This window comes from Metabacillus rhizolycopersici (assembly GCF_020075705.1).
Genome location: NZ_JAIQUM010000007.1, coordinates 81,242 through 105,705 on the forward strand (window position 1 = coordinate 81,242; position 24,464 = coordinate 105,705).

At 37.1% G+C, this 24,464-nt stretch carries 23 protein-coding genes and 1 pseudogene; 7 read left to right on the plus strand and 17 right to left on the minus strand.

Annotated features, from left to right (window positions below):
- Nucleotides 1-163 precede the first annotated feature (163 nt).
- Complete coding sequence (locus tag K9V48_RS05100; RefSeq protein ID WP_224137462.1) at nucleotides 164-544, minus strand: OsmC family protein; 381 nt, start codon at nucleotides 542-544, stop codon at nucleotides 164-166.
- A 149-nt stretch (nucleotides 545-693) separates the two neighbouring features.
- Here K9V48_RS05100 and K9V48_RS05105 point away from each other — a divergent pair, with 149 nt between their 5' ends.
- Nucleotides 694-1,881, plus strand: coding sequence for an MFS transporter (locus tag K9V48_RS05105; protein WP_224137464.1), 1,188 nt, complete (start codon nucleotides 694-696; stop codon nucleotides 1,879-1,881).
- 146 nt (nucleotides 1,882-2,027) lie between these two features.
- On the plus strand, nucleotides 2,028-2,174 hold the full coding sequence (locus K9V48_RS05110) for a BH0509 family protein (protein WP_224137544.1): 147 nt from the start codon (nucleotides 2,028-2,030) through the stop codon (nucleotides 2,172-2,174).
- A gap of 394 nt (nucleotides 2,175-2,568) precedes the next feature.
- Here the strand turns inward: K9V48_RS05110 and K9V48_RS05115 are convergent, their stop codons facing one another.
- The 3 genes from K9V48_RS05115 to K9V48_RS05125 are packed head-to-tail and all read right to left on the minus strand — an operon-like array spanning nucleotide 2,569 to nucleotide 4,219.
- Nucleotides 2,569-3,390 carry a YihY/virulence factor BrkB family protein gene (locus K9V48_RS05115; RefSeq protein WP_224137466.1) on the minus strand — a complete coding sequence of 274 codons (822 nt, stop codon included), beginning with the start codon at nucleotides 3,388-3,390 and terminating at the stop codon, nucleotides 2,569-2,571.
- Nucleotides 3,391-3,399: 9 nt separating this feature from the next.
- Complete coding sequence (locus K9V48_RS05120) at nucleotides 3,400-3,732, minus strand: YtxH domain-containing protein (protein WP_224137468.1); 333 nt, start codon at nucleotides 3,730-3,732, stop codon at nucleotides 3,400-3,402.
- 16 nt (nucleotides 3,733-3,748) lie between these two features.
- Nucleotides 3,749-4,219: a low molecular weight protein-tyrosine-phosphatase gene (locus K9V48_RS05125; protein WP_224137470.1), complete on the minus strand. Its 471-nt coding sequence runs from the start codon at nucleotides 4,217-4,219 to the stop codon at nucleotides 3,749-3,751.
- A gap of 334 nt (nucleotides 4,220-4,553) precedes the next feature.
- Here K9V48_RS05125 and K9V48_RS05130 point away from each other — a divergent pair, with 334 nt between their 5' ends.
- The 3 genes from K9V48_RS05130 to K9V48_RS05140 all read left to right on the plus strand — a co-directional run bounded on the left by K9V48_RS05130 (nucleotide 4,554) and on the right by K9V48_RS05140 (nucleotide 6,630).
- The gene (locus K9V48_RS05130) at nucleotides 4,554-5,915 is read left to right on the plus strand and encodes an alanine/glycine:cation symporter family protein (protein ID WP_224137545.1); all 1,362 of its coding nucleotides are present in this window, start codon (nucleotides 4,554-4,556) and stop codon (nucleotides 5,913-5,915) included.
- A 268-nt stretch (nucleotides 5,916-6,183) separates the two neighbouring features.
- The gene (locus tag K9V48_RS05135; RefSeq protein ID WP_224137472.1) at nucleotides 6,184-6,408 is read left to right on the plus strand and encodes a DUF1128 domain-containing protein; all 225 of its coding nucleotides are present in this window, start codon (nucleotides 6,184-6,186) and stop codon (nucleotides 6,406-6,408) included.
- A gap of 60 nt (nucleotides 6,409-6,468) precedes the next feature.
- Nucleotides 6,469-6,630 (plus strand): hypothetical protein, encoded by a 162-nt coding sequence (locus K9V48_RS05140; RefSeq protein ID WP_224137474.1) that lies wholly within the window; start codon nucleotides 6,469-6,471, stop codon nucleotides 6,628-6,630.
- Between the two features lie 276 nt (nucleotides 6,631-6,906).
- Here the strand turns inward: K9V48_RS05140 and K9V48_RS05145 are convergent, their stop codons facing one another.
- From K9V48_RS05145 to K9V48_RS05195, 11 genes are all read right to left on the minus strand, one after another.
- Nucleotides 6,907-7,845 (minus strand): alpha/beta hydrolase, encoded by a 939-nt coding sequence (locus K9V48_RS05145; protein ID WP_224137475.1) that lies wholly within the window; start codon nucleotides 7,843-7,845, stop codon nucleotides 6,907-6,909.
- Nucleotides 7,846-7,957: 112 nt separating this feature from the next.
- A complete protein-coding gene (locus K9V48_RS05150) occupies nucleotides 7,958-8,653 on the minus strand; it encodes a hypothetical protein (RefSeq protein ID WP_224137477.1) in 696 nt (231 codons plus the stop codon).
- A 112-nt stretch (nucleotides 8,654-8,765) separates the two neighbouring features.
- Nucleotides 8,766-9,140: a DnaJ family domain-containing protein gene (locus K9V48_RS05155; RefSeq protein ID WP_224137479.1), complete on the minus strand. Its 375-nt coding sequence runs from the start codon at nucleotides 9,138-9,140 to the stop codon at nucleotides 8,766-8,768.
- A 151-nt stretch (nucleotides 9,141-9,291) separates the two neighbouring features.
- Complete coding sequence (locus K9V48_RS05160; RefSeq protein WP_224137481.1) at nucleotides 9,292-9,627, minus strand: MFS transporter; 336 nt, start codon at nucleotides 9,625-9,627, stop codon at nucleotides 9,292-9,294.
- 248 nt (nucleotides 9,628-9,875) lie between these two features.
- Nucleotides 9,876-11,564 (minus strand): glycerol-3-phosphate dehydrogenase/oxidase, encoded by a 1,689-nt coding sequence (locus tag K9V48_RS05165; protein ID WP_224137482.1) that lies wholly within the window; start codon nucleotides 11,562-11,564, stop codon nucleotides 9,876-9,878.
- A gap of 206 nt (nucleotides 11,565-11,770) precedes the next feature.
- The gene (glpK, locus tag K9V48_RS05170; protein WP_224137484.1) at nucleotides 11,771-13,261 is read right to left on the minus strand and encodes a glycerol kinase GlpK; all 1,491 of its coding nucleotides are present in this window, start codon (nucleotides 13,259-13,261) and stop codon (nucleotides 11,771-11,773) included.
- 257 nt (nucleotides 13,262-13,518) lie between these two features.
- A complete protein-coding gene (locus K9V48_RS05175) occupies nucleotides 13,519-14,070 on the minus strand; it encodes a glycerol-3-phosphate responsive antiterminator (protein WP_308012505.1) in 552 nt (183 codons plus the stop codon).
- 80 nt (nucleotides 14,071-14,150) lie between these two features.
- Entirely contained in the window at nucleotides 14,151-16,550 is a 2,400-nt protein-coding gene (locus K9V48_RS05180; protein ID WP_224137488.1) for a glycoside hydrolase family 31 protein, read from the minus strand.
- A gap of 26 nt (nucleotides 16,551-16,576) precedes the next feature.
- The gene (locus K9V48_RS05185; RefSeq protein WP_224137489.1) at nucleotides 16,577-17,872 is read right to left on the minus strand and encodes a TRAP transporter large permease; all 1,296 of its coding nucleotides are present in this window, start codon (nucleotides 17,870-17,872) and stop codon (nucleotides 16,577-16,579) included.
- A gap of 16 nt (nucleotides 17,873-17,888) precedes the next feature.
- Entirely contained in the window at nucleotides 17,889-18,422 is a 534-nt protein-coding gene (locus tag K9V48_RS05190; RefSeq protein ID WP_224137491.1) for a TRAP transporter small permease, read from the minus strand.
- Nucleotides 18,423-18,446: 24 nt separating this feature from the next.
- Nucleotides 18,447-19,454: a TRAP transporter substrate-binding protein gene (locus tag K9V48_RS05195; protein ID WP_224137493.1), complete on the minus strand. Its 1,008-nt coding sequence runs from the start codon at nucleotides 19,452-19,454 to the stop codon at nucleotides 18,447-18,449.
- Nucleotides 19,455-19,669: 215 nt separating this feature from the next.
- Between K9V48_RS05195 and K9V48_RS05200 the strand changes: the two genes are divergently transcribed.
- Complete coding sequence (locus K9V48_RS05200) at nucleotides 19,670-20,668, plus strand: LacI family DNA-binding transcriptional regulator (RefSeq protein WP_224137495.1); 999 nt, start codon at nucleotides 19,670-19,672, stop codon at nucleotides 20,666-20,668.
- A gap of 164 nt (nucleotides 20,669-20,832) precedes the next feature.
- Nucleotides 20,833-21,029: pseudogene (locus K9V48_RS05205) on the plus strand (transposase); the annotation flags it as partial.
- 14 nt (nucleotides 21,030-21,043) lie between these two features.
- Here K9V48_RS05205 and K9V48_RS05210 read toward each other — a convergent pair.
- Both K9V48_RS05210 and K9V48_RS05215 read right to left on the minus strand, forming a co-directional pair.
- Nucleotides 21,044-22,132: a nitric oxide synthase oxygenase gene (locus K9V48_RS05210; RefSeq protein ID WP_224137546.1), complete on the minus strand. Its 1,089-nt coding sequence runs from the start codon at nucleotides 22,130-22,132 to the stop codon at nucleotides 21,044-21,046.
- Nucleotides 22,133-22,493: 361 nt separating this feature from the next.
- Nucleotides 22,494-24,386 (minus strand): ABC-F family ATP-binding cassette domain-containing protein, encoded by a 1,893-nt coding sequence (locus K9V48_RS05215; RefSeq protein WP_224137497.1) that lies wholly within the window; start codon nucleotides 24,384-24,386, stop codon nucleotides 22,494-22,496.
- Nucleotides 24,387-24,464 lie beyond the last annotated feature (78 nt).

Here is a 24,464-nt window from a genome sequence, read left to right on the forward strand (position 1 = left end):
ATTAGAATGACATTTAAACCAATACTTGTTTTATGCAAATTTGTATCAATACATACATTATTTTTACATTCAAATGATGATTGGTTTTATTATTGTCCTTCTAACAGAGGGTTTTATTCTGTTTAGATCTGATTAAGCATAGAATGATGGCTTATCCTACCAACTATGCAAGCTCACATGTTTCCTCAATCAGGATGTTTCCTTTAACCGCTTGAGCCATTGGACAGATTTTATTAGCTAATTCAACTGATTTTAGAACCTTATCATAAGATAACTTTTCCCCTTTAACACGGTAATGAATGCGGATTTTATCAATTCGATTTTCATTCACTTTATTCCGCTCAACATGCACAGTAATAGCTATATCTTCTATGTCCATTCGCTTCTTCGTTAAAATTTGCCTTAAAACGCTTCCACTACATCCAACAATAGAAGAAATCAGCAGTTGATATGGACGAAAGCCGTTAACATCATCACCAGCTATATGTAAATCTCCGTATTCTGTCGTTGTATAGAAACCAGCTTCCTTCATTAAAAATTCCATCATTTTACCTCTTTCCTTTTTCTTATCATTGTATATGATTTTCAACATCCATAATAGCTTGATTATCTTATTATGTTTCTTGAATTCTTTTCTATTTCATTATAGGATGCAAAGAGGCAATTTACATTTTAGAATTAGAGGTATTGATAATGAATAAGCAGAGTATGCGATTTTGGATTCTCGTCTCAATCGTAGGAATATCGGGTTTTAGTCAAGGAATGCTTCTCCCGCTCATAGCAGTTATTTTTGAAAATAGTGGCGTTTCCTCAAACTTAAACGGCCTGAACGCAACTGCACTATATATTGGGATATTATTAGTATCGCCTTTTATGGAAGAACCGCTCCGAAGATTTGGATATAAACCGATCATTATCCTTGGCGGACTTCTTGTCGCGATCTCACTAGGGTTATTCCCACTGTGGAAATCATTTTGGTTTTGGTTTGCACTACGTCTCATTATTGGAATTGGTGATCATGCCCTGCATTTTGGAACACAAACATGGATTACTACCACTTCATCAGAAAAGAATCGTGGGCGAAACGTCTCTCTTTACGGGTTATTTTTTGGTGTTGGCTTTGCAGCAGGACCATTAATGACGCCTTTAATTACCATCCATGAAGCACTTCCTTTCATTCTTTCCTCCGCTCTTTGCTTTATTGGGTGGTTATTGCTGTTCCTATTGAAAAATGATTATCCAGAACAAACCATTGAAGTCAATTCACTCAAAGAAACAATGAAACGTTTTGGTACCGCGTGGAAATATGGATGGGTAGCTTTTTTGCCTCCGCTAGGATACGGCTTTTTAGAATCATCCTTAAATGGGAGCTTCCCGATCTATGGATTACGAATCGGAATCGATCTGACAAATATATCTATTTTGTTATTTTCATTTGCCATTGGTGGTATTTTGTTTCAGCTTCCGCTTGGCATGATTAGTGATAAATTTGGTAGAAAAACGATTTTGATGTCCGTTTTGTTCATTGGAGTTGTTAGTTTTACATTTGCTAGCTTTGTTGAGGACTCCATTCAACCTTTAACAGCTTGTCTTTTCATTGCAGGAATGGCTGTCGGTTCCACTTTCTCATTAGGCATTAGCTATATGAGCGACTTAATGCCTAAGAATCTATTGCCTACAGGTAATTTATTATGTGGTATTGCATTTAGTGTCGGAAGCTTACTTGGGCCTTATTTAGGCGGAATGTTTATTGCGTATACTGAAAACATTAGCTATTTTCTTATTATTAGCAGCATGCTACTAGCTATTTTTATCGCTATTACAGCATATCGCCCTAAATATGTCACCCAAATTGAATACGCGAATAAAAAAGCTTCGTAAAACTAAGAATGGGCTGACAAATTTGTTAGCTCATTTTTACAATCTTTTTTAAAAAAGGTTGAACATTCTAAATTATCTGTTATATAATAATACTAACAAGAATAAGCTGTATCATAACAACAAAAAGGGAGATGAGTGATACGATGTTGAATAGACAAGAGCGCACTAATATGATTGAATTTATTGAAAAAATGAAGGGAATTGATAGAACTTCACTTCTTTATATGACAGATGCGGATATCGAGCATATTTATAGCACAGTTTATTACACCTACATTGAGCTTGCTGAATAGAGGAAGGACTTAACATTCTCAATGTCAACAATAGAAAAATGGCTGACTAAAGAATAATTCTTTAGTCAGCCGTTTTTCTTTGTAATATCAGAATTTATAATTTTTAGCTTCGAAAATTGTCCAGCTCCAGCGCCTAGCCCCTCTTGGGTCTAAGCCTGAGGCTGAACAAGGCGCTTACGCTTTTCTTTTAATGATAGCCGTTCTGCCCGTTAGCGCTACCACTTGTCTTTTGTTTTGGTTTACTGTTTGAATTTTGCTTGTTGTGGCTACCGCCTTTTTTTGTATGCTTTGTCATCATAATCCCCTCTTTCCGTGGAAGTAAAGACTAACTGTCTTCATTCAATACTATTCCACATGAATCACGTAAGTATGAGATGAAGGAATTGGAAAAACATTAATACACATCTTTCCTTTTATATAGTAGTCCATTTAACTCCCCACCTAAGATAATGATCATTCCTGATAAATACAGCCAGATCATTAATACAATGACGCCACCTATGCTACCATAATGTGCACTATAGTTCGCAAAATTTCCTACATAATAAGAAAAGGCTGAAGAAACAACAATCCAACCAGCTGTTGCAGCAATTGAACCAGGTAACACATCTTTTAGATGTAAATGTTTGTTAGGTGCAAAGAAATAAATCGCTGTAAATACAAGTAACAGAATTATTCCACTGACAAGCCATCGAAATGTATTCCAGACTGATAAAAATTGCTCCGAGAATCCAAAGTTCGCAAAGATAAAAAGTCCAATCTCCCTACCAAACACAGGTAGTAATAATGCAACGACAATGACAAATACCATCGCAATGGTCAGTAAAATAGCCATACCACGCGCAACAAGAAACGGCCTACTTTCATCAACTCCATATGCTCGATTTAATGCTTTTACAATTGCATTCATTCCATTAGATGCTGACCAAAGTGTCGCAATAATACCGAAAGATAATAATCCACCATTTTTTTTATCAATGATTTGGTCAAGTATCCTATCGATCATTTGAATCGTCTCATCAGGAGCAAATTGCTTGATGACACCAAGAACATCAACCTGAGAAATAGGTAAGTAACCTATCAGCGTAATCAAGAAAATCAGAAATGGAAACAGGGACAAGAGAAAAAAATAAGAAAGTTGCGCAGAAAAGCCAGATACTTCATCATTAGCAAATCGTTTTAGTAGTTCTTTATAAAATGAGCCTTCTCTAAACATACATTCACCTCATGAGCGCTGATGTTTTGAAATAAATCTCTCCTTTGATTCTTGTAGCAAATTTACTATTTGTGGTGTTGTTTCTTTTAGCTCTTTTACTTTTTCATTGATAAAAGAAATATCCTCTGACACTTCTTGAACCGTATCTTTTACATCCTCAACTTTTTGCTTTACTTCATTTGTAAATGACGTCGGCTCTTTTATATATCCCTTTATTTTAGAAGAAGCATTTTTTCCACATGCTACAACATCTTGACGTGTGCGTCTGTCAAATAAAGAAACAGCAGCACCTACAAGGGCACCCACTAGCATCCCTGTTAACAACTTATTTTCATTTGCCATAAAGTTGTCCCCCTTTTTAAAGCTTATGAATTTTTTTGATTTCCTTTAACAGATTTTCACAGCTTTGTGTGACCATTTCATATACCTCATCAAAGTTCCCAGTATAATAAGGGTCAGGTACATCCGCAATCGGATAATCCTCAATATAATCAAGAAGTCGTGCAATTTCTCCCGACTGTTTATAGCCCGCTAGTCGTCTAATATTCCCAATGTTTTCATTATCCATGCCAATAATATAGTCAAAGCTATTCAGATCATCTTCCTTAAGCTGTCTTGCCTTCTGCCCTTCATAGGATATTTGATTCTCATCTAATATATGACAGGTTCCCTCATGAGGTGGTTTTCCGATATGCCAACTACCTGTTCCAGCTGAATCAACAGTGATTTTACCTTCAAGACCTTCCTTTTGAATTAAATGTCTCATTACCGCTTCAGCCATTGGTGAACGGCATATGTTCCCTAAGCAAACAAATAATATTTTTACCATATTTCCCCTCCTATAAAGTGAGACTTATCTTAATCTTTGTGGGCAGTTATCCCCCTATCTTCTTTGTTGCTCTTGAATCTTGAGATAGAGTGATTACTGTCCTCCAAGAATAGGATAAAATGTCTCCAGATTTTTTCAAGTAAAAGCAAGGTGCTTATTACAATGATAATCTTTCCTCAAGAAGTTTTCCTTATATTTCAGATAATTTTCTATAACTAGAGAAAATGTTGACATTTACGTTGCTATTTCAGAATACCCTTCAATAAGTGACCTAGCAGGACATTCCTGACAAGTGGTCACCAGACAAAACACAAGGGGGATGGTATAGATTATGATGGAACAACTAGAAGCAATCATCGGTAATGTTAGTAACTTTATTTGGGGGCCTCCACTTCTTATTTTAGTGGTTGGTACAGGTTTATTTTTAACATTTCGGTTAGGTTTCTTACAATTTCGGATGCTGCCGTATTCATTAAAATTAGCTTTCTCAAAAAATCAGGACAAAAAGTCAGATGGCGATATTTCTCACTTCCAAGCACTGATGACCGCTCTAGCTGCTACAGTCGGAACCGGAAATATCGTTGGGGTGGCTACTGCTGTTTTACTTGGTGGACCTGGTGCCATTTTTTGGATGTGGATTACAGCACTCGTGGGTATGGCTACGAAATATGCTGAGGCGATTTTAGCTGTAAAGTATCGTGTAAAGGACAAAAACGGAGAAATGTCCGGTGGTCCAATGTATTATTTAGAACGAGGATTAAAGCAAAAATGGCTAGGGGTACTTTTCGCGATCTTCGGGGCCATCGCTGCGTTTGGTATTGGGAACATGGTTCAATCTAACTCTGTTTCTGGTGTCATGCAGTCAACGTTTTCTGTCCCTCCTGTTGTTACAGGTATTATTATTACAATCTTTACCGCTCTTGTCATTTTGGGTGGCATAAAATCAATTGGACGAGTAACTGCCTATTTTGTTCCTATTATGGCCTTATTTTATTTAATTGCCGGATTAATTGTCTTAATCATGAATGCTAGCATCGTTCCAGATGCACTTGCGCTTATTTTTTCTGATGCATTTACTGGAGAAGCTGCTGCTGGTGGTGCAATTGGTACTGTCATCCGCTGGGGTGTAGCTCGTGGCGTGTTCTCTAATGAGGCGGGTTTAGGTTCAGCACCAATCGCTGCCGCAGCTGCAAAAACGGATTATCCCGGGCGACAAGCTCTTGTATCAATGACACAGGTTTTTATCGATACAATTATCATTTGTTCAATTACAGGAATCACGATTGTTATGGGTGGTCTTTATACTGAGGGAGCAGAGGGGAATGCCCTTACTTCGATCACCTTTGAACACTTCCTTGGCCCAATTGGCTCCATTATTGTTGCGATCGGCTTGCTTCTCTTCGCCTATTCAACCATACTTGGCTGGTCCTATTATGGGGAAAAATGCTTCACCTACCTGTTTAGCGAATCCATTGTCAAATACTATCGCTATGCATTTGTCGTTGCCGTTTTCATCGGTTCAGTCACCACTATTGATATCGTATGGGGAATTGCCGATGTTATGAACGGACTCATGGCCTTACCAAACTTAATTGGTCTCCTCGGATTATCAGGTGTTGTCGTAGCAGAAACGAAGAAGTTTTTAGATGTGGTGAAGGAAGAAAAGAAACAAAAAAGAGAAGGTTCCACTTCATAATAGCATCGCTTTAAAAATTGACAAGTTTTTGAATGCTTGTATGTATTTCATGATACAATAGCTGTAAATAGGTAAAGTAGAAGCGCCTTGCTTAATTCCGGGCAATAAGCTGCTCATGAAGGTCGTATTTACTTTCATTCATGAGCAGTTAGATTAGACACGAAAACTTAGTTCATAAAACGGGATACCTTTAAGAAGTACAGGCGCTTGTTAATAATAATCAGTAAAAACAATACATAATTTCTATGATTAGAAAGGATTGAAGAACATGAACTTAACAGAAAAATCCGTTGAAAATGTAGACTATATGATTGAGCAAATCAAAGAAAAACTAAAAGTACTTAACTTTGGTGCAATTAAACCCTCTCACTTTGATGAAGAGATGTACGAAGAGCTTAAAGATATTTACGAACTTGTCATGAAAAAAAACACATTCAGTCCAAATGAAATGCAAGCAATTGTTGAAGAATTAGGAAATCTTCGCAAACGCTAATATTACGCATTCTGACCTCCTCCTTTTCTACATACACATGTAAAAAGGAGGAGGTTTTTTATGTTAAATTGGTGGTTAACAACACTCAGTTTAGTTGGATTCCTCGTGATACTCATTGGCCTTGTGCTATTTGCCTTGAAAAGAGCTGTGAACACGGAAGATCCCCATCGGATAGATCCTATACCAATTGAAAATGATGATACCGAAAAAAAGAAGGAATGAACGAAAACCTCCAAATTGAGCATTGATTTCCGCTCAAGAAGGGGGTTTTAGACTTTTTTTCAGTCGGTTATTCCTTAATTAAACGTTTGTTTAACTATTGTTTGCAGGGGTATCATCGGGGTTATGTCTTTTCAGGATTGGTTTTTTGTGCAGATTGAACCATCTTTTCTGGTTATTGAACCATTTACTACCTTTATTGAACCACTTTCCATGCAGCTCGAACCATTATTTTTAACTTATTTATAGGATATATATGGTGTTTTTGAGGCTGACCCTTTAGCTTGAAGTCATTCTCTTTTCTTGTAAGCACAATTGTTCAATGTCCCCAATAAATTCAATTATCATGTTTTCATAACCTACAGGATCGGTATTATACGCCTCAGCATGACCTGCTCGTGGGACTAAATATAGCCTTTTATGTTCTTTCTTACGTTTAAACATATCTAACGTCATTTGTAGTGGGATAAATGAGTCCTCCCTTCCATGAATGAAAAGGATCGGTGTTTTTGTTTTTTCAAGGCCTTTTATCGGAGAAATATCAGGAAAGCTCCATCCATGTCTCAGCTTTACGAGAAAACTAAGCAAATCAATTAAGGGATAGATTCGTAGCTTAAAATCGACTTTCAATCTAAATCTTAAGAGCGATTGAAAATCACTAAATGAACAATCTGCGATACAAAATTTCACACGCGGATCCCGCTTACTGATCTCCAAGGCAGATGCTGCACCTAATGACTCTCCAAGTAAACCTATAAAGGCTCTTTCACCCATACTAAGTACTAGATAGTCAATCCATGCTTTTAAATCATCCTTTTCATAAAAACCAAACGATGTATAATTCCCACCACTTAATCCATGATATCTGTGATCACATAATAAAACATGGAAGCCTCTTTTTTGAAACATCTCTACATACTTAAAGCTTCCGAACAGTGACCACGAAATACCATGTGCGATAATAATGATTTTTGTTCCTTTTTCTACGGGAAATAACATTCCATGTAGCTTATACCCATGATAAGACTGAATAAATAATTCTTCTTTTTTTATTGAATGAAAAATCTGGTCATCAATTTCTCCCTTTTGAATCCCAAGTTTATAGGTGTTTTCATAAGAGAACCTTTTTGGTGCAAGCAAAAGGCGACTAACTAAAAATAAGACAGCCACACCGACAATGGCAAACATCAACACAGATACGCCTAGCCAATGCCACATGAATATCACATCCCTTCTATGCGCTTTTCTATATGTTATTAAAAGCGCCTAGAAAAGGTGAAAAATCAAAAAAACACCACCTCAAGCTAACCTTTTGCGGTAGTGTGTCACTTTAAATTGTCCACTGATCATGCACAATAGCTACTAGCTTCCATTCACCTTGCCCATCCTTTTCAAACACAAGGTTCAAAGCCTTCCAATCCATATTTCCATATTCCTCAGTGCCTTTAATAAAGTATTCGATCGTATGTGAATCAGGAAAAACCTCTTTGATATTTCTAATCATGTTCCCTCTTGATTTTACGTTATCAAACTCAATTTCATCTGCATGTTCATACGGTCCGTCATAAATAAATTTAGAATAATACTCACTTGGTGTTAACTTAATCTGTTCTCCACTACCATCATAAGTTCCCCATATATAGGACTCATGATCATCGAAGAAGCCCTGTACGATTTCTTTCTCAAATGTAACCGCATCCTCTTTGATAAATACATAGGGTGAGAACAGTAGCCCTTTTTCAGGGTGTACATATTCAGATAATTCTTTTGCATTTTTCTCCTTTAAAAGTTGTAAAACTTCATCAGCCTTTTCCTTTACGAGGACGTTATCATCTACTTCTTGTTGATCTTCATTATTTTCTTTCTCAATGTCACCTGTCTCTGACTCCAACGCCTCATCTATTCCTTGCTCTTCTTCAACATGATTAGATACCTCTTCGTTTTCAATTTCATTTACCTTCTCATTTCCACAAGCTGTAGTAATAAACGCGATCATAAGCAAAAATAGCAAAATGGATTTTTTCATCATGCTCCTCCTCTTAGTCTAGTTACTACCTCTTCCCCAACTAGTTCGATTGAAAACAAGAAGTAAGTAATTGATACTACGTTGTCCGCTAGTATATATTGCTGTTCAAAAACTACTTTTCAAATTGCTTAAAGACCTTCTCTTTATAAAAAGCTGATGATTTAGACTCTAGTGCTTTCCTTTTCTTCATCAAAACCTCTAATCTTATTTGCTTTTCGTGCTTTTTCGTTTTGAGACGCTGACTCTCTTCGCTACTGTCACAAGAATCAAGTAAATTTTCAATCGTTATTAGCTCTTCCTTTAAACGCTCTGTCTCGCTTATCATATTTGAATTTTTCAACACTTTATATGCAATACGAAGATCTTCTGGAATATGCGACAAATCTTCTAACTGCAATGGTTTTCCTTGACCTGGCAGGTTTTCAAACTCACCTTCTTTTATTGCAGTTCGAATTTTATCTTCAGCAATAAGTGAAAAAATATCCACATAGACCACTCTCCTTCTTTCATTATATTATTAGCTTAACATATTTATCCCCGTCTAAAACGAGGCTTATCAGAGCCTTACGGGTAGTCATTCTCAACTTAGTTTCTTTGCTATACTTAAATATTGAAGTAAAATTTACCTTGGTGCTATTTTAAACAAGACAAAATAGTTCGTTTTGTCTCTTTACAAGTTGCTCGGAAGTCTGCATTGCTCTTGTCTTAGTAATATGATAGAAATACAAAGGAATCGTACCTAAAAGCAGTAAAATGCCAGGTCCTAAATTTACCAGCATGTTTATTCCATCTACTACTTCCGGCGTTTGTTTTGCATGAGCCACATAGTCAATTGCTCCTAGTACAGTTGCACTCAAAGCCCCAACTAAGGCGCTTACAATTTTGGTTATAAGGCTTGTAAAAGAATAGATCGCACCATCTGCACGTACGCCTGTTTTTAATTGATTCTCATCTATAAGTCCATGTATTATCATATGCCCCACCACTACCTTCTTCTCGACGAGATAGTATGAGTGGAAACAATCTAGTTTCTTTATAAGTGATAGTACATTTGGATTCTTCTATTTCCCATGACATTTTGATTATTAATCCTTCAGATTTTTAACTCTAATGTCGGACTAACTAACACACTACAAGTAATGAGACACAAAAAAGGTGACATGAATGTCACCTTTTTCATAAAACCTATTAAAACGAATTATTCCTGTGAAACAGATCAACTTCAATGATGAATCATTTCCTTTTCATTTGCTCTCTCATCGACAGCTGTATATGCATCCTGAAGTTGTTTTTCTAATTCCTCTTGAAATAAATGTTCTTGTTCGATCGTCCAGTCTAATACAGATGCCATAAAGCTAATGATATGATCCTTCCATTCTCTTACCCAATTTATATCAAATAGTAATGCTCCTGTTCGACGATAGAAAAAGTCGATGGGCTTTGTTGCCATTTCTTCTTTAATCGAATACATTACTTGTAAAAATACATAAAGTGGTAACCCACTTTTTCTTACATTCTCCATATGCATCTGGCTAAATTGAAAAACCTTGTCAACATTTGATCCATATCGCTTCACTAATCTCTCAGCTTGCTCTCTTGTAAGCCCTAATTGAGTACCCATTTTCACCTTTTCTTCAATAAAGGCAGGAAACTTTTTGGATCCGCCAAAATCTCCTCCAGAGATTGGCAAGTTTTTTGTCTTGCAAGCTGAGAATGTTCTGTTTTCTTCTTCATTAAATTTCTTCGCAAGCAGATCAACAATGATTTCAGCCATTTTTCGATATCCCGTCAGCTTCCCGCCTGCAATCGTGATGAGCCCTGAGTCAGATGTCCATATCTCATCTTTACGAGATATCTCAGAAGGATCTTTTCCATCTTCATGAATTAATGGTCGCAATCCCGTCCAGCTCGATTCAATATCTTTTACGGTTATATTTAATGAAGGGAACATAAAGTTGATGGCATTAATGACATATTCTCGATCATTTACTGTCATTCTAGGATAAGCGATATCCCCTTTGTAAACTGTATCTGTTGTTCCTACATAGGTTTTTTTGTCTCTTGGAATGGCAAATACCATTCGGCCATCAGGTGTATCAAAATAAATTGCTTGTTTGAGCGGAAAACGATGTTGATCAAGGACAAGATGAATACCTTTTGTTAATTTCAATGACTTTCCTTTTAAGGATTGATCCTTTTTACGAAGTGCATCTACCCAAGGACCAGCTGCGTTGACAATTTTTTTCGCATAAATTTTATAAGACTTCTGCGTGATTTGATCGACAACGATGACACCTTTCACTATCCCGTTTTCATAAATAAATTCATCTACTTTGGTGTAATTTATTGCCGTTGCTCCTTGATTAACTGCTTCTTTCACAACTTCAATTGTTAAACGGGCATCATCTGTTTTATATTCCACATAGTGACCTCCGCCTTTTAGACCGTCTCTTTTTAGCAAAGGCTCACGCTTTATCGTTTCCTCAATACTTAACATAGAACGGCGTTCACTGCTCTTAACTCCGGCTAAAAAGTCATATACTAAAAGACCAATGGAAGTAGAGAATTTACCGAATGTGCCTTCTGCATAAATTGGCAGCAGCATCCACTCTGGAGTTGTAACATGAGGTCCATTTTCATAAACAATTGCTCTCTCTTTTCCTACCTCTGCCACCATTTTCACTTCAAATTGTTTTAAATAGCGTAAACCGCCATGAACTAATTTCGTCGAGCGACTTGATGTACCTGCCGCAAAGTCCTGCATTTCCACGAGTGCTGTTTTCATCCCACGGGTTGCAGCATCTAGGGCAATTCCGCAGCCTGTAATGCCACCCCCAATTACAAGCACATCATATTTCTCATTTTCCATTTCCTGTAGAATACTCATTCGATTTTCACTTGAAAACGTCATTTTCCTCACTCCGATTCTGCTATTTTTCATTAGTTGTATAAAAAAGAGACCACAAAATCCATTAATCAAAAAAAACGATTAAAGGTTTTTGTGGTCTCTCAAAATTCTGCTACCAGACTATTAACTTATAGTTTCATTAAAACATAATTTACTCGAATATTCAACCTAATCGTTATATATATAATTGTCTTAATACGTTTTACTTATTATTTGAAAATACTTGCTGCTTTCACAGCCTTTTTCCAGCCGTTGCATATATTATTTCTTTCTGTCTCTTCCATTTGTGGTTCTAGTAATACATCTCTATTCCATTGATGTGAAATCTCATCTTGATCCTTCCAATAACCAACTGCGAGTCCAGCTAGGTATGCTGCACCTAGTGCTGTTGTCTCATTTACAGCTGGTCTTTCGACTGGAACATCTAAAATATCACTTTGAAATTGCATGAGGAATTGGTTTTTGACAGCTCCCCCATCTACGCGTAACCTTTTTAGCTTTATTCCAGAGTCTCTCTCCATTACACCTACTACATCTTTTGTTTGGTATGCTAGTGATTCTAAAGTAGCTCTTATAAAATGTTCTTTTGTTGTCCCCCTTGTTAGCCCAAAAACTGCTCCCCTTACGTCACTATCCCAATAGGGAGTCCCTAATCCAACAAAAGCTGGGACAACATATACTCCATCAGATGAAAGGACCTTCGTTGCATACTCTTCGCTATGTTTTGCATCCTTAATCATTCGCAGCCCATCTCTAAGCCATTGAATCGCAGAACCCGCTACAAAAATACTTCCTTCTAATGCGTATTCGATTTTTCCATTAAGTCCCCACGCAATGGTTGTCAATAATCCATGATCTGAAGTGACTGCTTTTTCACCCGTATTCATTAACATAAAACAACCTGTCCCATACGTGTTCTTCGCCATTCCTTTTTCAAAACAAGCCTGACCGAATAAAGCAGCTTGTTGGTCTCCGGCTATACCGGCAATTGGTACAGATTCTCCAAAAAAGTGATAATCAATCGTATTGGCGTACACTTCTGAAGAAGATCTTACCTCTGGTAACATAGATTTGGGTATGTCGAGTATGTCGAGTAGTTCCTCATCCCAACATAGGTCATAAATATTAAACATTAAAGTTCTCGAAGCATTTGAATAATCTGTCACATGTGCTTTTCCGCCTGTTAATTTCCAAATAAGCCATGTATCAATTGTTCCAAATAATAGTTGTCCTTTTTCCGCTTTTTCTCTAGCTCCATCGATATGATCTAACATCCATTTCACTTTCGTTCCGGAAAAATATGGATCAATTAATAAACCTGTCTTTTCACGAAAAATGTTATTGTACCCTTTTCCCCTTAACTCTTCACAAATTTGGTCTGTTTGTCGAGATTGCCAAACAATCGCATTATAAATGGGCCTCCCTGTTTCTTTGTCCCAAACTACAGCTGTTTCACGTTGATTTGTGATTCCAATCCCAGCGATCTGATTAGCTTTTACAGAGGATTCTGACAAACAAGAAGCAATGACAGATAAAATGGAGCTCCAAATTTCATCTGGCTTATGTTCCACCCAGCCCGGCTTCGGGAAGTATTGCTTAAACTCAGCCTGTGCTTGATAATAAACCTCTCCTTTTTGATTAAAAAGAATTGCTCTTGAACTAGTCGTTCCCTGATCAAGCGCCAAGATATATTTTTCCATTGTTAAACTCCGTCCTTTAATTGTTCAGTTGTCTTTATTACTGAAAACTTTCCTCTTTTAAGTAATGCAGCAAGCTCATTTTTTTCATTTGTTCTGTTAAACTTGTCTGGTGCTTTTCGCGGACGGTCCGGGAGCCTCCTCTACGTTGTACGTCTTCAGGATCTCCCTTGTCCCTTTTTTCCCGTAGGAGCCTCTCGTCCTGCGTTCCAATCGACATTCGAACAAAATCAATAATGACTATTAATACAGCCAATTCATTAATACGATTTCCACAGATTGTGCCTGGACGTTGTAACTGCCGTTGCACCTGCTGTTAAAGCTTGCACAACGTCCTGCTCCGATTTGATGAACCCCCCAGCCAAGATTGGCGTCCCTGTTTTTTCATGTATCTCTTTTATCAGAGAAGGAATGATCCCCGGCAGAATTTCAATAAAATCAGGATTTATTTTAGGCACCAATCTGTAAGTTTTTTCAAGTGATGTACTATCTAAGAGAAAAACGCGTTGAATGGCATAAACACCTTTTTGCTTTGCTTTTAAAATAACATTGGATTTTGTAGATATAATACCAGCAGGCTTTAATTCTTGACAGATATATTCCACGGCATATTCATCTGCCTTTAGGCCATTAATAAGATCCACATGTAAAATTAATTTTTTCTCTGCCTTATTTATCGCATTCATAATACCGCGCAATTGCCCCAAGTGACTTTCCAACAATAGTCCATACTCATAATCACTTTTTAAAAAGCGTTCAAGCTGCTTCATTTCTCTAAATGCTGGAAGTACCTGCTGATTTTGAAATCCCATCATGATCCCCCAATTTATATTTCATATTTTTGCAGAAGCAAAACGTAATCATCTTTCTGTTAAATTAGTACATTATTTTCTTATAGCTTAACTTGAAAAGTTTGATTAACACGTTCCTGCTCTATTCCATTGACGATTAATTTTCTTTGTTCATTTTCAGGAAGGTGCAATGTGATATGATCATATGGCAATGTATAGGATCCTTCCTTTTTAATTGTGACTGTAATCTCGCCTTCAGTACTTTCCATTTCTACATGAATATACGCAAATGTATGTGAATAATCGTTTGTTAAACCATCATCCTCATATAATTTGTATGAGGATTTTCCTGTATCTTTGCAAGGAAATAATAACAATCCTCTTTCATCCTCGTTCTTTGTTGCAAAAGTGATCTCTGCTTGATTAACAGGAATGATTGCTCCTGCTTTTGCTAGTAATGGTGTATACGATAATGGTGCCGGAATGACAACGTTTTGTCCTCCTTCATACCATTTTCCTGTATGAAAGTCATACCAGCCATCCTTATTTTCAGGTAAATATACTTCCCTTTCTGATTTGCCCTTTTCAACAACAGAAGCAACCAAGATAGACTCACCGAGCATAAAATCATCATTTTCTTCAAATGTCGTTTCATCATGTTCAAAATCGTAAAACGTCGGTCGAATGATTGGTTGATAGTGTTGATGTGCCTCATGAAGAGCTGTATAAAGATAAGGAATAATCTTTGATCTGAATTTAATCAATCCTCTGATATTTTCCAGCATATCAGGATACATCCAAGGCTCATTAACCGTTTGGTCATCATTCCATGAATGGATCGTAAACCTTGGATGAACAATTCCATTTTGCACCCATCTTACGAAAAGCTCGGGTTCAGGTGCTAGACCCGAAAAACCGCCAACATCATGACCAAAATTATAAATACCTGACAAACTTAATCCAATTCCCATCTTAATGTTGTATTTCAATGTTTTCCAGCTCGTACGATTATCTCCCGTCCATGTTTGCACATAACGGTGAAGTCCTGCAGAGCCTGAGCGAGATATTAAATATGGGCGCAATTCTGGATTGTATTCCAGTTGTGCTTCATAGGAAGCCTTCATCATAAGAAGCGGATGAAGAGCGCGAATGAGCTCAAATTCTTTCTCACTGCCAAAGCCGTGGCAAGTAGCATCTTTGCTCCAAATTTCAAACTCATTATTGTCATTCCATGTAGAATCGATTCCATATTCCAAAAGCTTTTCTTTTACTTGATCTTTCCACCAGTCATATGTTTCTTTATTTGTAAAGTCTAAATAAGCTCCAATGTCATCCCAAAATTGTGCCATTTCAGGCTCTTCTGTTTTCCTGTTTGTTATAAACATGTTTTTTTCTTTTAGCTCATTAAAATAAGGGTGATCTTTTAATAAAGCTGGTTTAATATTTGCACACAATCGCAAATCCTTTTCATGGAAGTTTTGTACCATCTCTTTTGGAGACGGGAATTTTGAATGGTTCCAATTAAACACATAACGTTTATCATCGATCGATGTATATCCTGATGACAATTGGAATGAATCGCATAAAATATCGTGTTCTTCACAAAGCTCTAAGAATTTATTTAATTGATCCTGTGCATCCGGAGCATCCGTGTAACTCATTGTCGAACCAGAATAGCCCAAGCTCCATTTTGGCGGAAAGATTGTTTTTCCAGTTAACCATGAAAACTTGCTAGTAACATCTTTTACTTTTGGTCCAGCAATAATATAGTAATCTAAATCACCATGTTCAGTTTGATAATATCTGTATAACTCATGATAATTATCAAGCTCCGTTCCTAATTCAAAAATTGAGCTGGACAAATTATCGTAGAATATTCCAAATGAAAACCCAGTATTCTTCTGTCGTGTCATATAAAATGGAATATGTTTATAAAGGGGATCGCTATATTCCGCATCATATCCCATTGCATCAATTGTCAGCATTCGATAGCGTTTGCCGTGCTTATCAACTGAACCTGATTTTTCGCCTAATCCGAAATATTGTTCATTTAAATCGCGTTTTAAATAATGGGTAATCCCTTGACCAAGTGAGCCATCAAAGTTATAGCTTTGAGTTTGTCGATCATTGGCAAAGTTCACCCACTCAGAATTTTCACGGTAAAACCAGCTAATCTTAAATCCATTTAACTTCACCACAGCCTTCACGAGAGACGTTTCTACTATGAATTCATCCTCATTTTGGCTAGATTCATAAGTTGGAAGGGAAAAACCGCTTGTATCAAAGCGGTCACGGCCTTCCCAAGGAACATCTGCTTGTCCCGGTGCCACACTCCAGGTTTTATCTAGTTTTAATGTATCTCCGTCTGTAAACAAGATTCGTATAATATCGTTTTCAAGCACCATTATTTTTGCATATGTGTTACCGTCTATTAATTTAAACTTTAGTATATTGTTATTTTCTCCTAAAAAGTGAAATTGATATGTCTCTTTAATGCTCATTTGATCTCTCCTTATCTGTATATGTTTTATAAGCCAAATAGTTTAGGTAAAAATAAGCTAACTTCTGGAATATACGTTACTAGTAAAAGAACGATGGTGATCGCTCCGTAAAATGGAAAAAGAGGTTTCGTTACTTGTTCGATACTCACTTTTCCAACACTGCACCCGGCAAAAAGTGCACCACCTACTGGCGGAGTAATATTTCCGATGCAGAGATTAAACGCCATCATAATTCCAAAATGGACCGGATCCATGCCAAATGATGAAACAATCGGCAAAAAGATCGGTGTGAAAATTAACACAGCTGGTGCTAAATCGATAAATGTTCCAATGATTAATAAAATGATATTCATCATAAGCAAAATAATAATCGGGTTATCTGTTAATCCTAAAACCCCGTTGCTGATCGCTTCTGGTATACCTGTAAATGACATGACGATTGATAAGATTGTCGATGTTGCAATGACTAACATAATTACCGCAGTCATTTCAACCGTTTCGAGAAGCATAGCAGGAAGCTTTTTTAGACTGAAAGATTTATAGAAAATCGATAAAATAACTGAATAAGCAACTGCTATCGCCGCTCCTTCTGTTGCTGTGAAAACCCCGTAAATAATCCCTCCAAGTACGATGAAAATTAGCAACAGACTTGGAATAGCATCAAGAAATACCTTTAAGCCTTGTTTGAAAGTAACCTTATTTGTAATTGGATACTTCTTTTTTTTCGCAATGAAGTAGGCAACGACCATAGTCGATAGACCCCACAAAATTCCAGGTATATAACCAGCCATGAATAATGCAGCAACCGAAGTACCACCACTTACTAAAGAATAAATAATGAGCAATCCGCTTGGAGGGATTAATAGTCCTGTTGGTGCAGATGCAATATTTACTGCTGCTGAGTACGTTCGATCATAACCATCTTTCTCTTGTAACGGGGCCATTACCTGGCCAATTGCTGCAGCTGCAGCAACTGAAGAACCTGAAATTGACCCGAAAAGCATATTACCAATTACATTCGTATGATCTAATGAACCCGGCGTACGTCCGGCTAGTACCTTCGCTAGATTAATTAACCTTATCGCAATCCCTCCGTTATTCATAATAATTCCAGATAATACAAAGAATGGAACAGCTAATAAGGCAAAACTATCAAGTCCCGTGACCATCTTTTGTGCAGATGTAAAAACTGCGACATCAAACGGGAATATGATTAACATAGTTGCAATGGAAGCTCCTGCAATACTAATTGCGATTGGAACTCCTGCAAACAGCAGTATAAAAAATACTGCCAACAGAATGATACCTGCTGTTAAAGTCATGTCATGCAACCCCCTATTATTCTAATATTTTACTTTTTAATTTTTGATAGGACATTTCTAAATCATCATTAACTAAATCTACCTCTGGTTTGTTTTTTACCTCAATAAGACTAAGCAAACTATAACCAATAATGAGAATACCGCTTACTGGAAGTGAGAGATATACATACCCCATCGGAATCCCAAGTCCAGCAGAAGATTGTGCCATCGTGGTCAGAACTGTTTTTGAACCTCCGATGACCATGACGATGATAGCAAAGCCAAGGATAACGACTTCAATCAATATGTTTAAAATAAGCGCTTTCTTTTTTGATAATTTTTCTAAGATAAATTCGATTGCAAAATGCTTCTTCTGTCCAAACACATAAGCTGAACCAAGCATAGACACCCAAATTAATGAATATCTTAAAAATTCCTCAGAAAACGTACTTGGAGCATTCAATACATACCTTGTAAATACTTGCCATATTGAAACTAGGACCATAATCCCCATTAACGTACATGTCGAAAATGCAATAGTTTGGTCCATCCATTTTCTTACTGTCTGCATGTTAATCTCCTCCTTTTCATTTCATTATTCATTTTGATTTGCCAGTTCACGAATTTCTTTATAGTAATTTCCAGTTGATTCCATTTCAGAGAACTTATCATGAAGTGGCTGAACCGCTTTTTTGAAAGGCTCTTTGTCTGGTGTACTAAACGTCACACCCTTTTCTTTTGCATCCTTAATGGCTTTTTGAATGGCCTCATCCCAAACTATTTTATGAAACGCTGTTGATTCTTTAGCAGCTTCAGAGATTGCTTGTTTTTGTTCTTCTGTTAACTCCTGCCATTTTTCATTGCTCATGATCAGGATATCTGGAACAATTGAATGTTCACTGTACGAGTATTGTTTAGCTACCTCTCCGTGATTGTTATCTGTTAAAGCGGTTTCATTGTTTTCAGAACCATCAATTACACCTGACTGCATAGCCGTATACACTTCACCAAATGACATCGGAGTAGGTGCGCCACCCATTAATTTAATCATTTCGATCGCTGTGGCACTTGGTTGAACACGAATTTTCAAGCCTTTTAAATCGTCAGGATGCATGATCTGCTTATCTTTCGTATAAAAGTTGCGGATTCCTGAGTCATAATACGATAAACCGATAAAACCTATTTTATCTGTCGTTTGATAAATATCCTGTGCAATATCACTGTCCATTACGCGATAATAATGATCTTTATTATCAAATAAGTAAGGAAGGCTAAATAAGGAGTAAACATCGTTAAAGCTCTCTAATGCGCTTGCACTAACCTTAGCTACATCAATTGCTCCTGTCTGTGTTAACTCAATCACTTCACGCTCAGATCCTAGCTGGCCATTTGGATATAACTGCACTTTTATTGATCCATCAGTTTTCTCCTCGACAAGCTTAGCAAATTCTACTAATGACTTATGAACGGGGTGAGTCTCACTTTGGTTGTGTGCCAACCTCAATGTAACAGAGTTTTCATCCCCGGAGGCTGTATTGCTGCAAGAGGAAAGTATCCCTACCAATAAAGCGCATACAATAATATTCAAAAATATCTTTTTCACGAAGTCTCCCCCCATTATTCATTCATCTGATTTCTATGAATGGCATTTTGTTTAGTATTTTAGCGAAAAATAACAACGTTGTTATTTTTCGCTAAACGTGTACACTGATGATATTATCATGTATAATTTTTTTAACAACGTTGTTATTTTGCATTATACGTTCTCCTTTACAAATTTTCAACGTTTTCTTTTTAATTATTTTGTGGAGGTTAATGATGAGTGTAACGATTAAAGATATCGCACAAGTATCTGGAGTAAGTTATTCAACGGTTTCAAAAGCTTTAAATGATAGCCCGCTTGTAAAACCAGATACAAAGAAAAAAATATTACAGGTGGCCAAAGACTTAGGATACACTCCAAACTTCGTTGCAAAAAATCTTGTGTCAAAAAAAAGCAACACGATTGGCCTTGCTTGGCCGACAATTGAACAAACAGCTTTATCAACTCTCGTTACTGAAATAAATAAACAAGTCGTGAAGAATAACTATTTTATGATGCTTTCAATCAATGATACGAATCATGCTGTGGAAATGTTCCAAAAATTCAGGGTAGATGGGGTCATTATCTTCGAAGCAGAAACTCCACTTGTTAAAACTTTTGATTCGAATCTCCCCATTTTAACTCATGGGGTATCAAGTAATAATCCCTATCCAATCATTGATGTCAATCATAGGAAATCGATCTATGAAGCCGTCTTATATCTAAATCGCTTAGGTCACAAGAAAATAAGCTATGTAGGTTTTCCATCACAAACGGATAAACGGCAAATTGAAAAGCTTAAAGGGTTCCGTGTTGCAATGAATGAAATTGGCTTAAAAGTAGATGAAGATAGTATAATCAGTACGGATGGATTAACTTGGTATGATGGTTATGCAGCTGCAAAAAAATTATTACAACGTTCAAACTTACCGACTGCATTAATTAATGGAAGTTATGATCTAAGTGTTGGAATTTTAAGAGCAGTTAATGAGTTTAATTTAAAGGTACCTGAAGATATATCCATCATTTCATATGATAATATCCCACAAATGGCTCGTTTAGAAACCCCCTTGACGAGTGTAGGTGTTCCAGTTAATCAATTAGCAGAAAAAATGGTAAATTCATTGCTAGATCTTATTAACAAGACCAATTCTTTGCCTTTAATTGAAGTTATGGAACCTGAAATAACGAAAAGAGGTTCTTGTTCAAATCCAACTTATAAAAAAGCAGATTAAGGTGGATTTTATTTTAGATACTGATACCGATAGAATTTACTCGCCATCATATTAACGAACGGTAATTTTTTTTAGGGAACCCTTTGGAAAATGGGGGTTTCCGTTAGTTTTATTCAAAAATCAACAGTAAAGATTAACAGAACCTAAATAAAAACCAACATCACTTAGAATTTGTGTTTTTACCTCCCTACAGTCCTGAATTAAATCTAATTGAAGGGTTATGGAAGTGGCTTAAATCAGATGTTGTTTATAACGTTTTTAATTCGTCTGTCAAAGAGATCGGCAGAAATATACAAGCTTTTATTCGTGAACGGAACCAAACACCCAAAAGGCCATTGACCGATTGTGTGTTCAGTTGTAAAAGGTAAATTCAACTTATACATATGGTATATCCTGATAAAAGTAATTCGGTTTTACAATTTCATTTTTATAGCTTTTATGAAAAATATGTGTGGTTGCTGGAGAAACTGGTGGGATGAGCCATGTCCAATTTCCTGTAACCCGTCTATAGCTTTCTGCTTCATTTTGTTCAAAGCGTTTAAACTGCTGTGCTGCTGTATGATGGTCTACAATGCTTACACCTGCGTTTTTAAAAGAAGAGATAACGGCTACATTCAATTCCACCAATGCCCGATCCTTCCAAAGATTAGCATGGCTTCTTGTATCTAGATTCATAATAGAGGCAACCTTTGGCAATAAATTGTACCGGTAGGAATCAGCTAAGTTTCGGGCACCAATTTCCGTTCCCATATACCACCCATTAAACGGTGCAGCTGTATATTCGATCCCGCCTATTTCTAACCGCATGTCTGAGATTAATGGAACAGCATACCACTTTATATGCAAATCCTCTATACCAGCCAGATCTGGATGAGTAATCGCAACCTCTAATACTTCACCTTCAGCTAATTGCATCCACCTTGGATCTTGACTGTTTAATTGGATGACGAGTGGAAGAATATCAAAATGCGATTTACTACCGCTCCAACCTAATTTTTCACATTGTTTTGTAAAGGAAATCGATGCTGGATCACCAATGACTCCACTTTCTGTCTCATATCCTGCATAACGAATGAGCTGATGATTCCATAGTCTTATGTTATCTTTTTCCCCTTTATTTGGTTTGAAAATCGTAATCGCTGGTCTAATTTTACCTTCATTCGTCGCAAAAGAAATATGATGTTGTAGAGCACGAAACACCGCTTCTTCTGAATTAGCTTGTCTTTCATCAAAGACAGTCAATGTATTCCAAAATAATCGTCCAATGCATTTATTACTATTTCTCCATGCCATTTTCGCCCCGTGTGCTAATTCTTCAAATGTATGCTCGTAATAGCCTGTTTCTGCAATCTCATTCTTGATAATGCTCACTCTTTCATCAATCTCTTGCTCTGTTTTTCCAAGCTCGGTGTACGCTGTTCGAATAAATTGAACCGCTTCTTTTTCTAGTTGCTGTTTTGCAATCAATTGGATCACCTCTTATCGTCTGACAATCACTTTTCATTTTGAAAGGGAATTAATTTTACCGAAAGAAACGGAAATCGATGACTCTCACTTCTCATACGATTAGTATAAATAAGGGGCTATTCAAATACAAAGATAAGTAAACTACTTATAATCTGATAAAGAAAGGACTTAAGCACGTTATGTGCATTAAGTCCTTTCTTTATCAGATTATAAGTTTTCGCTTCGAGAACTGTCCAGCGCAAGGCGCCATCGGCTCGAGGTCACAAGCCAATCCGACCAAAAAGGTTAAAGAACAACCTTTCTGGCCGGCTCATCTTGTGCTTGTCGCCGATAGGCGGGCGCCTTGCGCTTTTCGTAGTTAATTCCCTTGTTCAATCTCTTCAACGAGAAGCGATAATACTTCCCAACGTTCCATCGTGGCCTCTAATTGTTCCGTCACTTGCTCTTGCTCTTTATAAAGCTCTTGAACCTTGCCTAAATCACTACCAGCAGCAGCAATTCCTTGCTCTAATTGCTCCAACCTTTCCTCAAGATTGGTAATCTTATCTTCAATTTGCTCCCATTCCTGTTGTTCATTGTAGGAAAGGCGCTTTTTCTTTTCCTTTTTATATGAAGCTTTTTCAGTTGAGGCAGCTTTTGACTGCTTCACTTCCTGTTGTTCGCTCTCTTCCATATAATCAGTGTAGCTACCTTGGAAACGACTAATTTGTCCATTACGTTCAAAAACAAGTAAGTGGTCAACAACACGGTCCAAGAAATAGCGATCATGTGAAACCGTCAGGACGACTCCTGGAAATTGATCTAAATAGTCTTCTAGGACACTTAGTGTTTGTGTATCAAGATCATTTGTCGGTTCATCTAGAAACAAGACATTCGGTTCTTCCATCAAAACCTTTAATAAGTAAAGGCGGCGTCTTTCTCCACCAGATAATTTACGAATATATGTCCATTGCGCTGAACGTGAAAATAAAAAGCGCTCCAGCATTTGTTCTGCAGTAATGACCTGACCATCAATTGTATGAACAATTTCTGCTGTTTCTTTAATGTATTCAACAACCCGGAGATTTTCATCCATTTCTTCATGTTCTTGTGTATAAAAACCGATTCGAACCGTTGAACCAACATCAATCGTTCCATGATCAACTTGAATCCGTCCAGCCATAATATTAAGAAGCGTTGACTTTCCAGATCCATTTGGACCAATAATCCCAAGTCTTTCTCCTGGTGTTACTAAATAACTAAAGTCATTGATTAACGTGTTTCCACCATATGATTTTGAAATATGCTCGATTTCCAAAACCTTTTTTCCCAAGCGAGTAGAACCAATCGCAAAATCAAGGTCCTTGCTTACTGCTGGCCCTTTCTGCTCCCTGAGATCTTCCACTCGGCCAATCCGAGCCTTTTGCTTTGTTGACCTTGCCTTTGCACCACGACGAAGCCATGCAAGCTCACGTCTTAACAGGTTTTGTCTTTTCTCCTCCGAATGTTCAGCATTGATTTCTCTCTCTGCCTTCTTTTCTAAGAAAACTTCATAGTTACCTGAATATGTGTAAAGTTGTCCCTGATCTAGTTCGAAAATTTGATTCGTCACACGATTTAGAAAGTAGCGATCATGTGTGATTAACACAATCGATCCTCTATATTGAGCTAAAAAGCCTTCCAACCACTCGATTGTTCCATTATCAAGGTGGTTCGTCGGTTCGTCTAAAATTAAGATATCTGCAGGTTGAATGAGGGCCTTTGCAATCGCAACACGTTTCTTTTGTCCCCCTGATAAATGAGTTACTTGCTTAGTGAAATCTGTCACTCCAAGCTTGGTCAAAACTGTTTTCGCGACAGTATTTGCTTCCCATGCATCATTTTGATCCATTTTTTGCTGCATATTCATTAACTGCTTTAGCTTGGTTTCATTTTCAGGATCTTTCTCAAGCTCACTTAAAGCTAACTCATATTCGCGCATGACCCGCATAATCGGAGCGTCACCGTAGTATATTTGTTCGAGCACGGTTAAGCCTTCTGTTAATTCGGGCTGCTGTGGTAAATATTCAATTCGCATCGTATTTGAGTGAGTAATTTCTCCTGAATCAGCTGATTCTAAACCGGCGATAACCTTTAATAATGTCGATTTACCTGTGCCATTAACACCTATTAAGCCAATTCTTTGCTTCTCAGCAATTGCAAAAGAGATGTGATCAAATAATACTTTCTCGCCATATGTTTTATATAAATTTTCAACATGTAAAATACTCATCGTTTATCCTATCCTTCTAAAACAGTATTGTTATATTGTATCGCAAAACAGTTACGAAATGCTATGAAAAGCTAAAGT

Bases quoted from the DNA above. Each gene is read 5' to 3' on its own strand.
- K9V48_RS05215 (WP_224137497.1), bottom strand. From the start codon at position 24,386: ATGAGTATTTTACATGTTGAAAATTTATATAAAACATATGGCGAGAAA.
- K9V48_RS05180 (WP_224137488.1), bottom strand. From the start codon at position 16,550: ATGAGCATTAAAGAGACATATCAATTTCACTTTTTAGGAGAAAATAAC.
- K9V48_RS05185 (WP_224137489.1), bottom strand. From the start codon at position 17,872: ATGACTTTAACAGCAGGTATCATTCTGTTGGCAGTATTTTTTATACTG.
- K9V48_RS05130 (WP_224137545.1), top strand. From the start codon at position 4,554: ATGGAACAACTAGAAGCAATCATCGGTAATGTTAGTAACTTTATTTGG.
- K9V48_RS05175 (WP_308012505.1), bottom strand. From the start codon at position 14,070: ATGGGATTTCAAAATCAGCAGGTACTTCCAGCATTTAGAGAAATGAAG.
- K9V48_RS05115 (WP_224137466.1), bottom strand. From the start codon at position 3,390: ATGTTTAGAGAAGGCTCATTTTATAAAGAACTACTAAAACGATTTGCT.
- K9V48_RS05100 (WP_224137462.1), bottom strand. From the start codon at position 544: ATGGAATTTTTAATGAAGGAAGCTGGTTTCTATACAACGACAGAATAC.
- K9V48_RS05190 (WP_224137491.1), bottom strand. From the start codon at position 18,422: ATGCAGACAGTAAGAAAATGGATGGACCAAACTATTGCATTTTCGACA.
- K9V48_RS05105 (WP_224137464.1), top strand. From the start codon at position 694: ATGAATAAGCAGAGTATGCGATTTTGGATTCTCGTCTCAATCGTAGGA.
- K9V48_RS05165 (WP_224137482.1), bottom strand. From the start codon at position 11,564: ATGACGTTTTCAAGTGAAAATCGAATGAGTATTCTACAGGAAATGGAA.
- K9V48_RS05200 (WP_224137495.1), top strand. From the start codon at position 19,670: ATGAGTGTAACGATTAAAGATATCGCACAAGTATCTGGAGTAAGTTAT.
- K9V48_RS05160 (WP_224137481.1), bottom strand. From the start codon at position 9,627: ATGATAATACATGGACTTATAGATGAGAATCAATTAAAAACAGGCGTA.
- K9V48_RS05125 (WP_224137470.1), bottom strand. From the start codon at position 4,219: ATGGTAAAAATATTATTTGTTTGCTTAGGGAACATATGCCGTTCACCA.
- glpK (WP_224137484.1), bottom strand. From the start codon at position 13,261: ATGGAAAAATATATCTTGGCGCTTGATCAGGGAACGACTAGTTCAAGA.
- K9V48_RS05120 (WP_224137468.1), bottom strand. From the start codon at position 3,732: ATGGCAAATGAAAATAAGTTGTTAACAGGGATGCTAGTGGGTGCCCTT.
- K9V48_RS05150 (WP_224137477.1), bottom strand. From the start codon at position 8,653: ATGAAAAAATCCATTTTGCTATTTTTGCTTATGATCGCGTTTATTACT.
- K9V48_RS05135 (WP_224137472.1), top strand. From the start codon at position 6,184: ATGAACTTAACAGAAAAATCCGTTGAAAATGTAGACTATATGATTGAG.
- K9V48_RS05145 (WP_224137475.1), bottom strand. From the start codon at position 7,845: ATGTGGCATTGGCTAGGCGTATCTGTGTTGATGTTTGCCATTGTCGGT.
- K9V48_RS05140 (WP_224137474.1), top strand. From the start codon at position 6,469: ATGTTAAATTGGTGGTTAACAACACTCAGTTTAGTTGGATTCCTCGTG.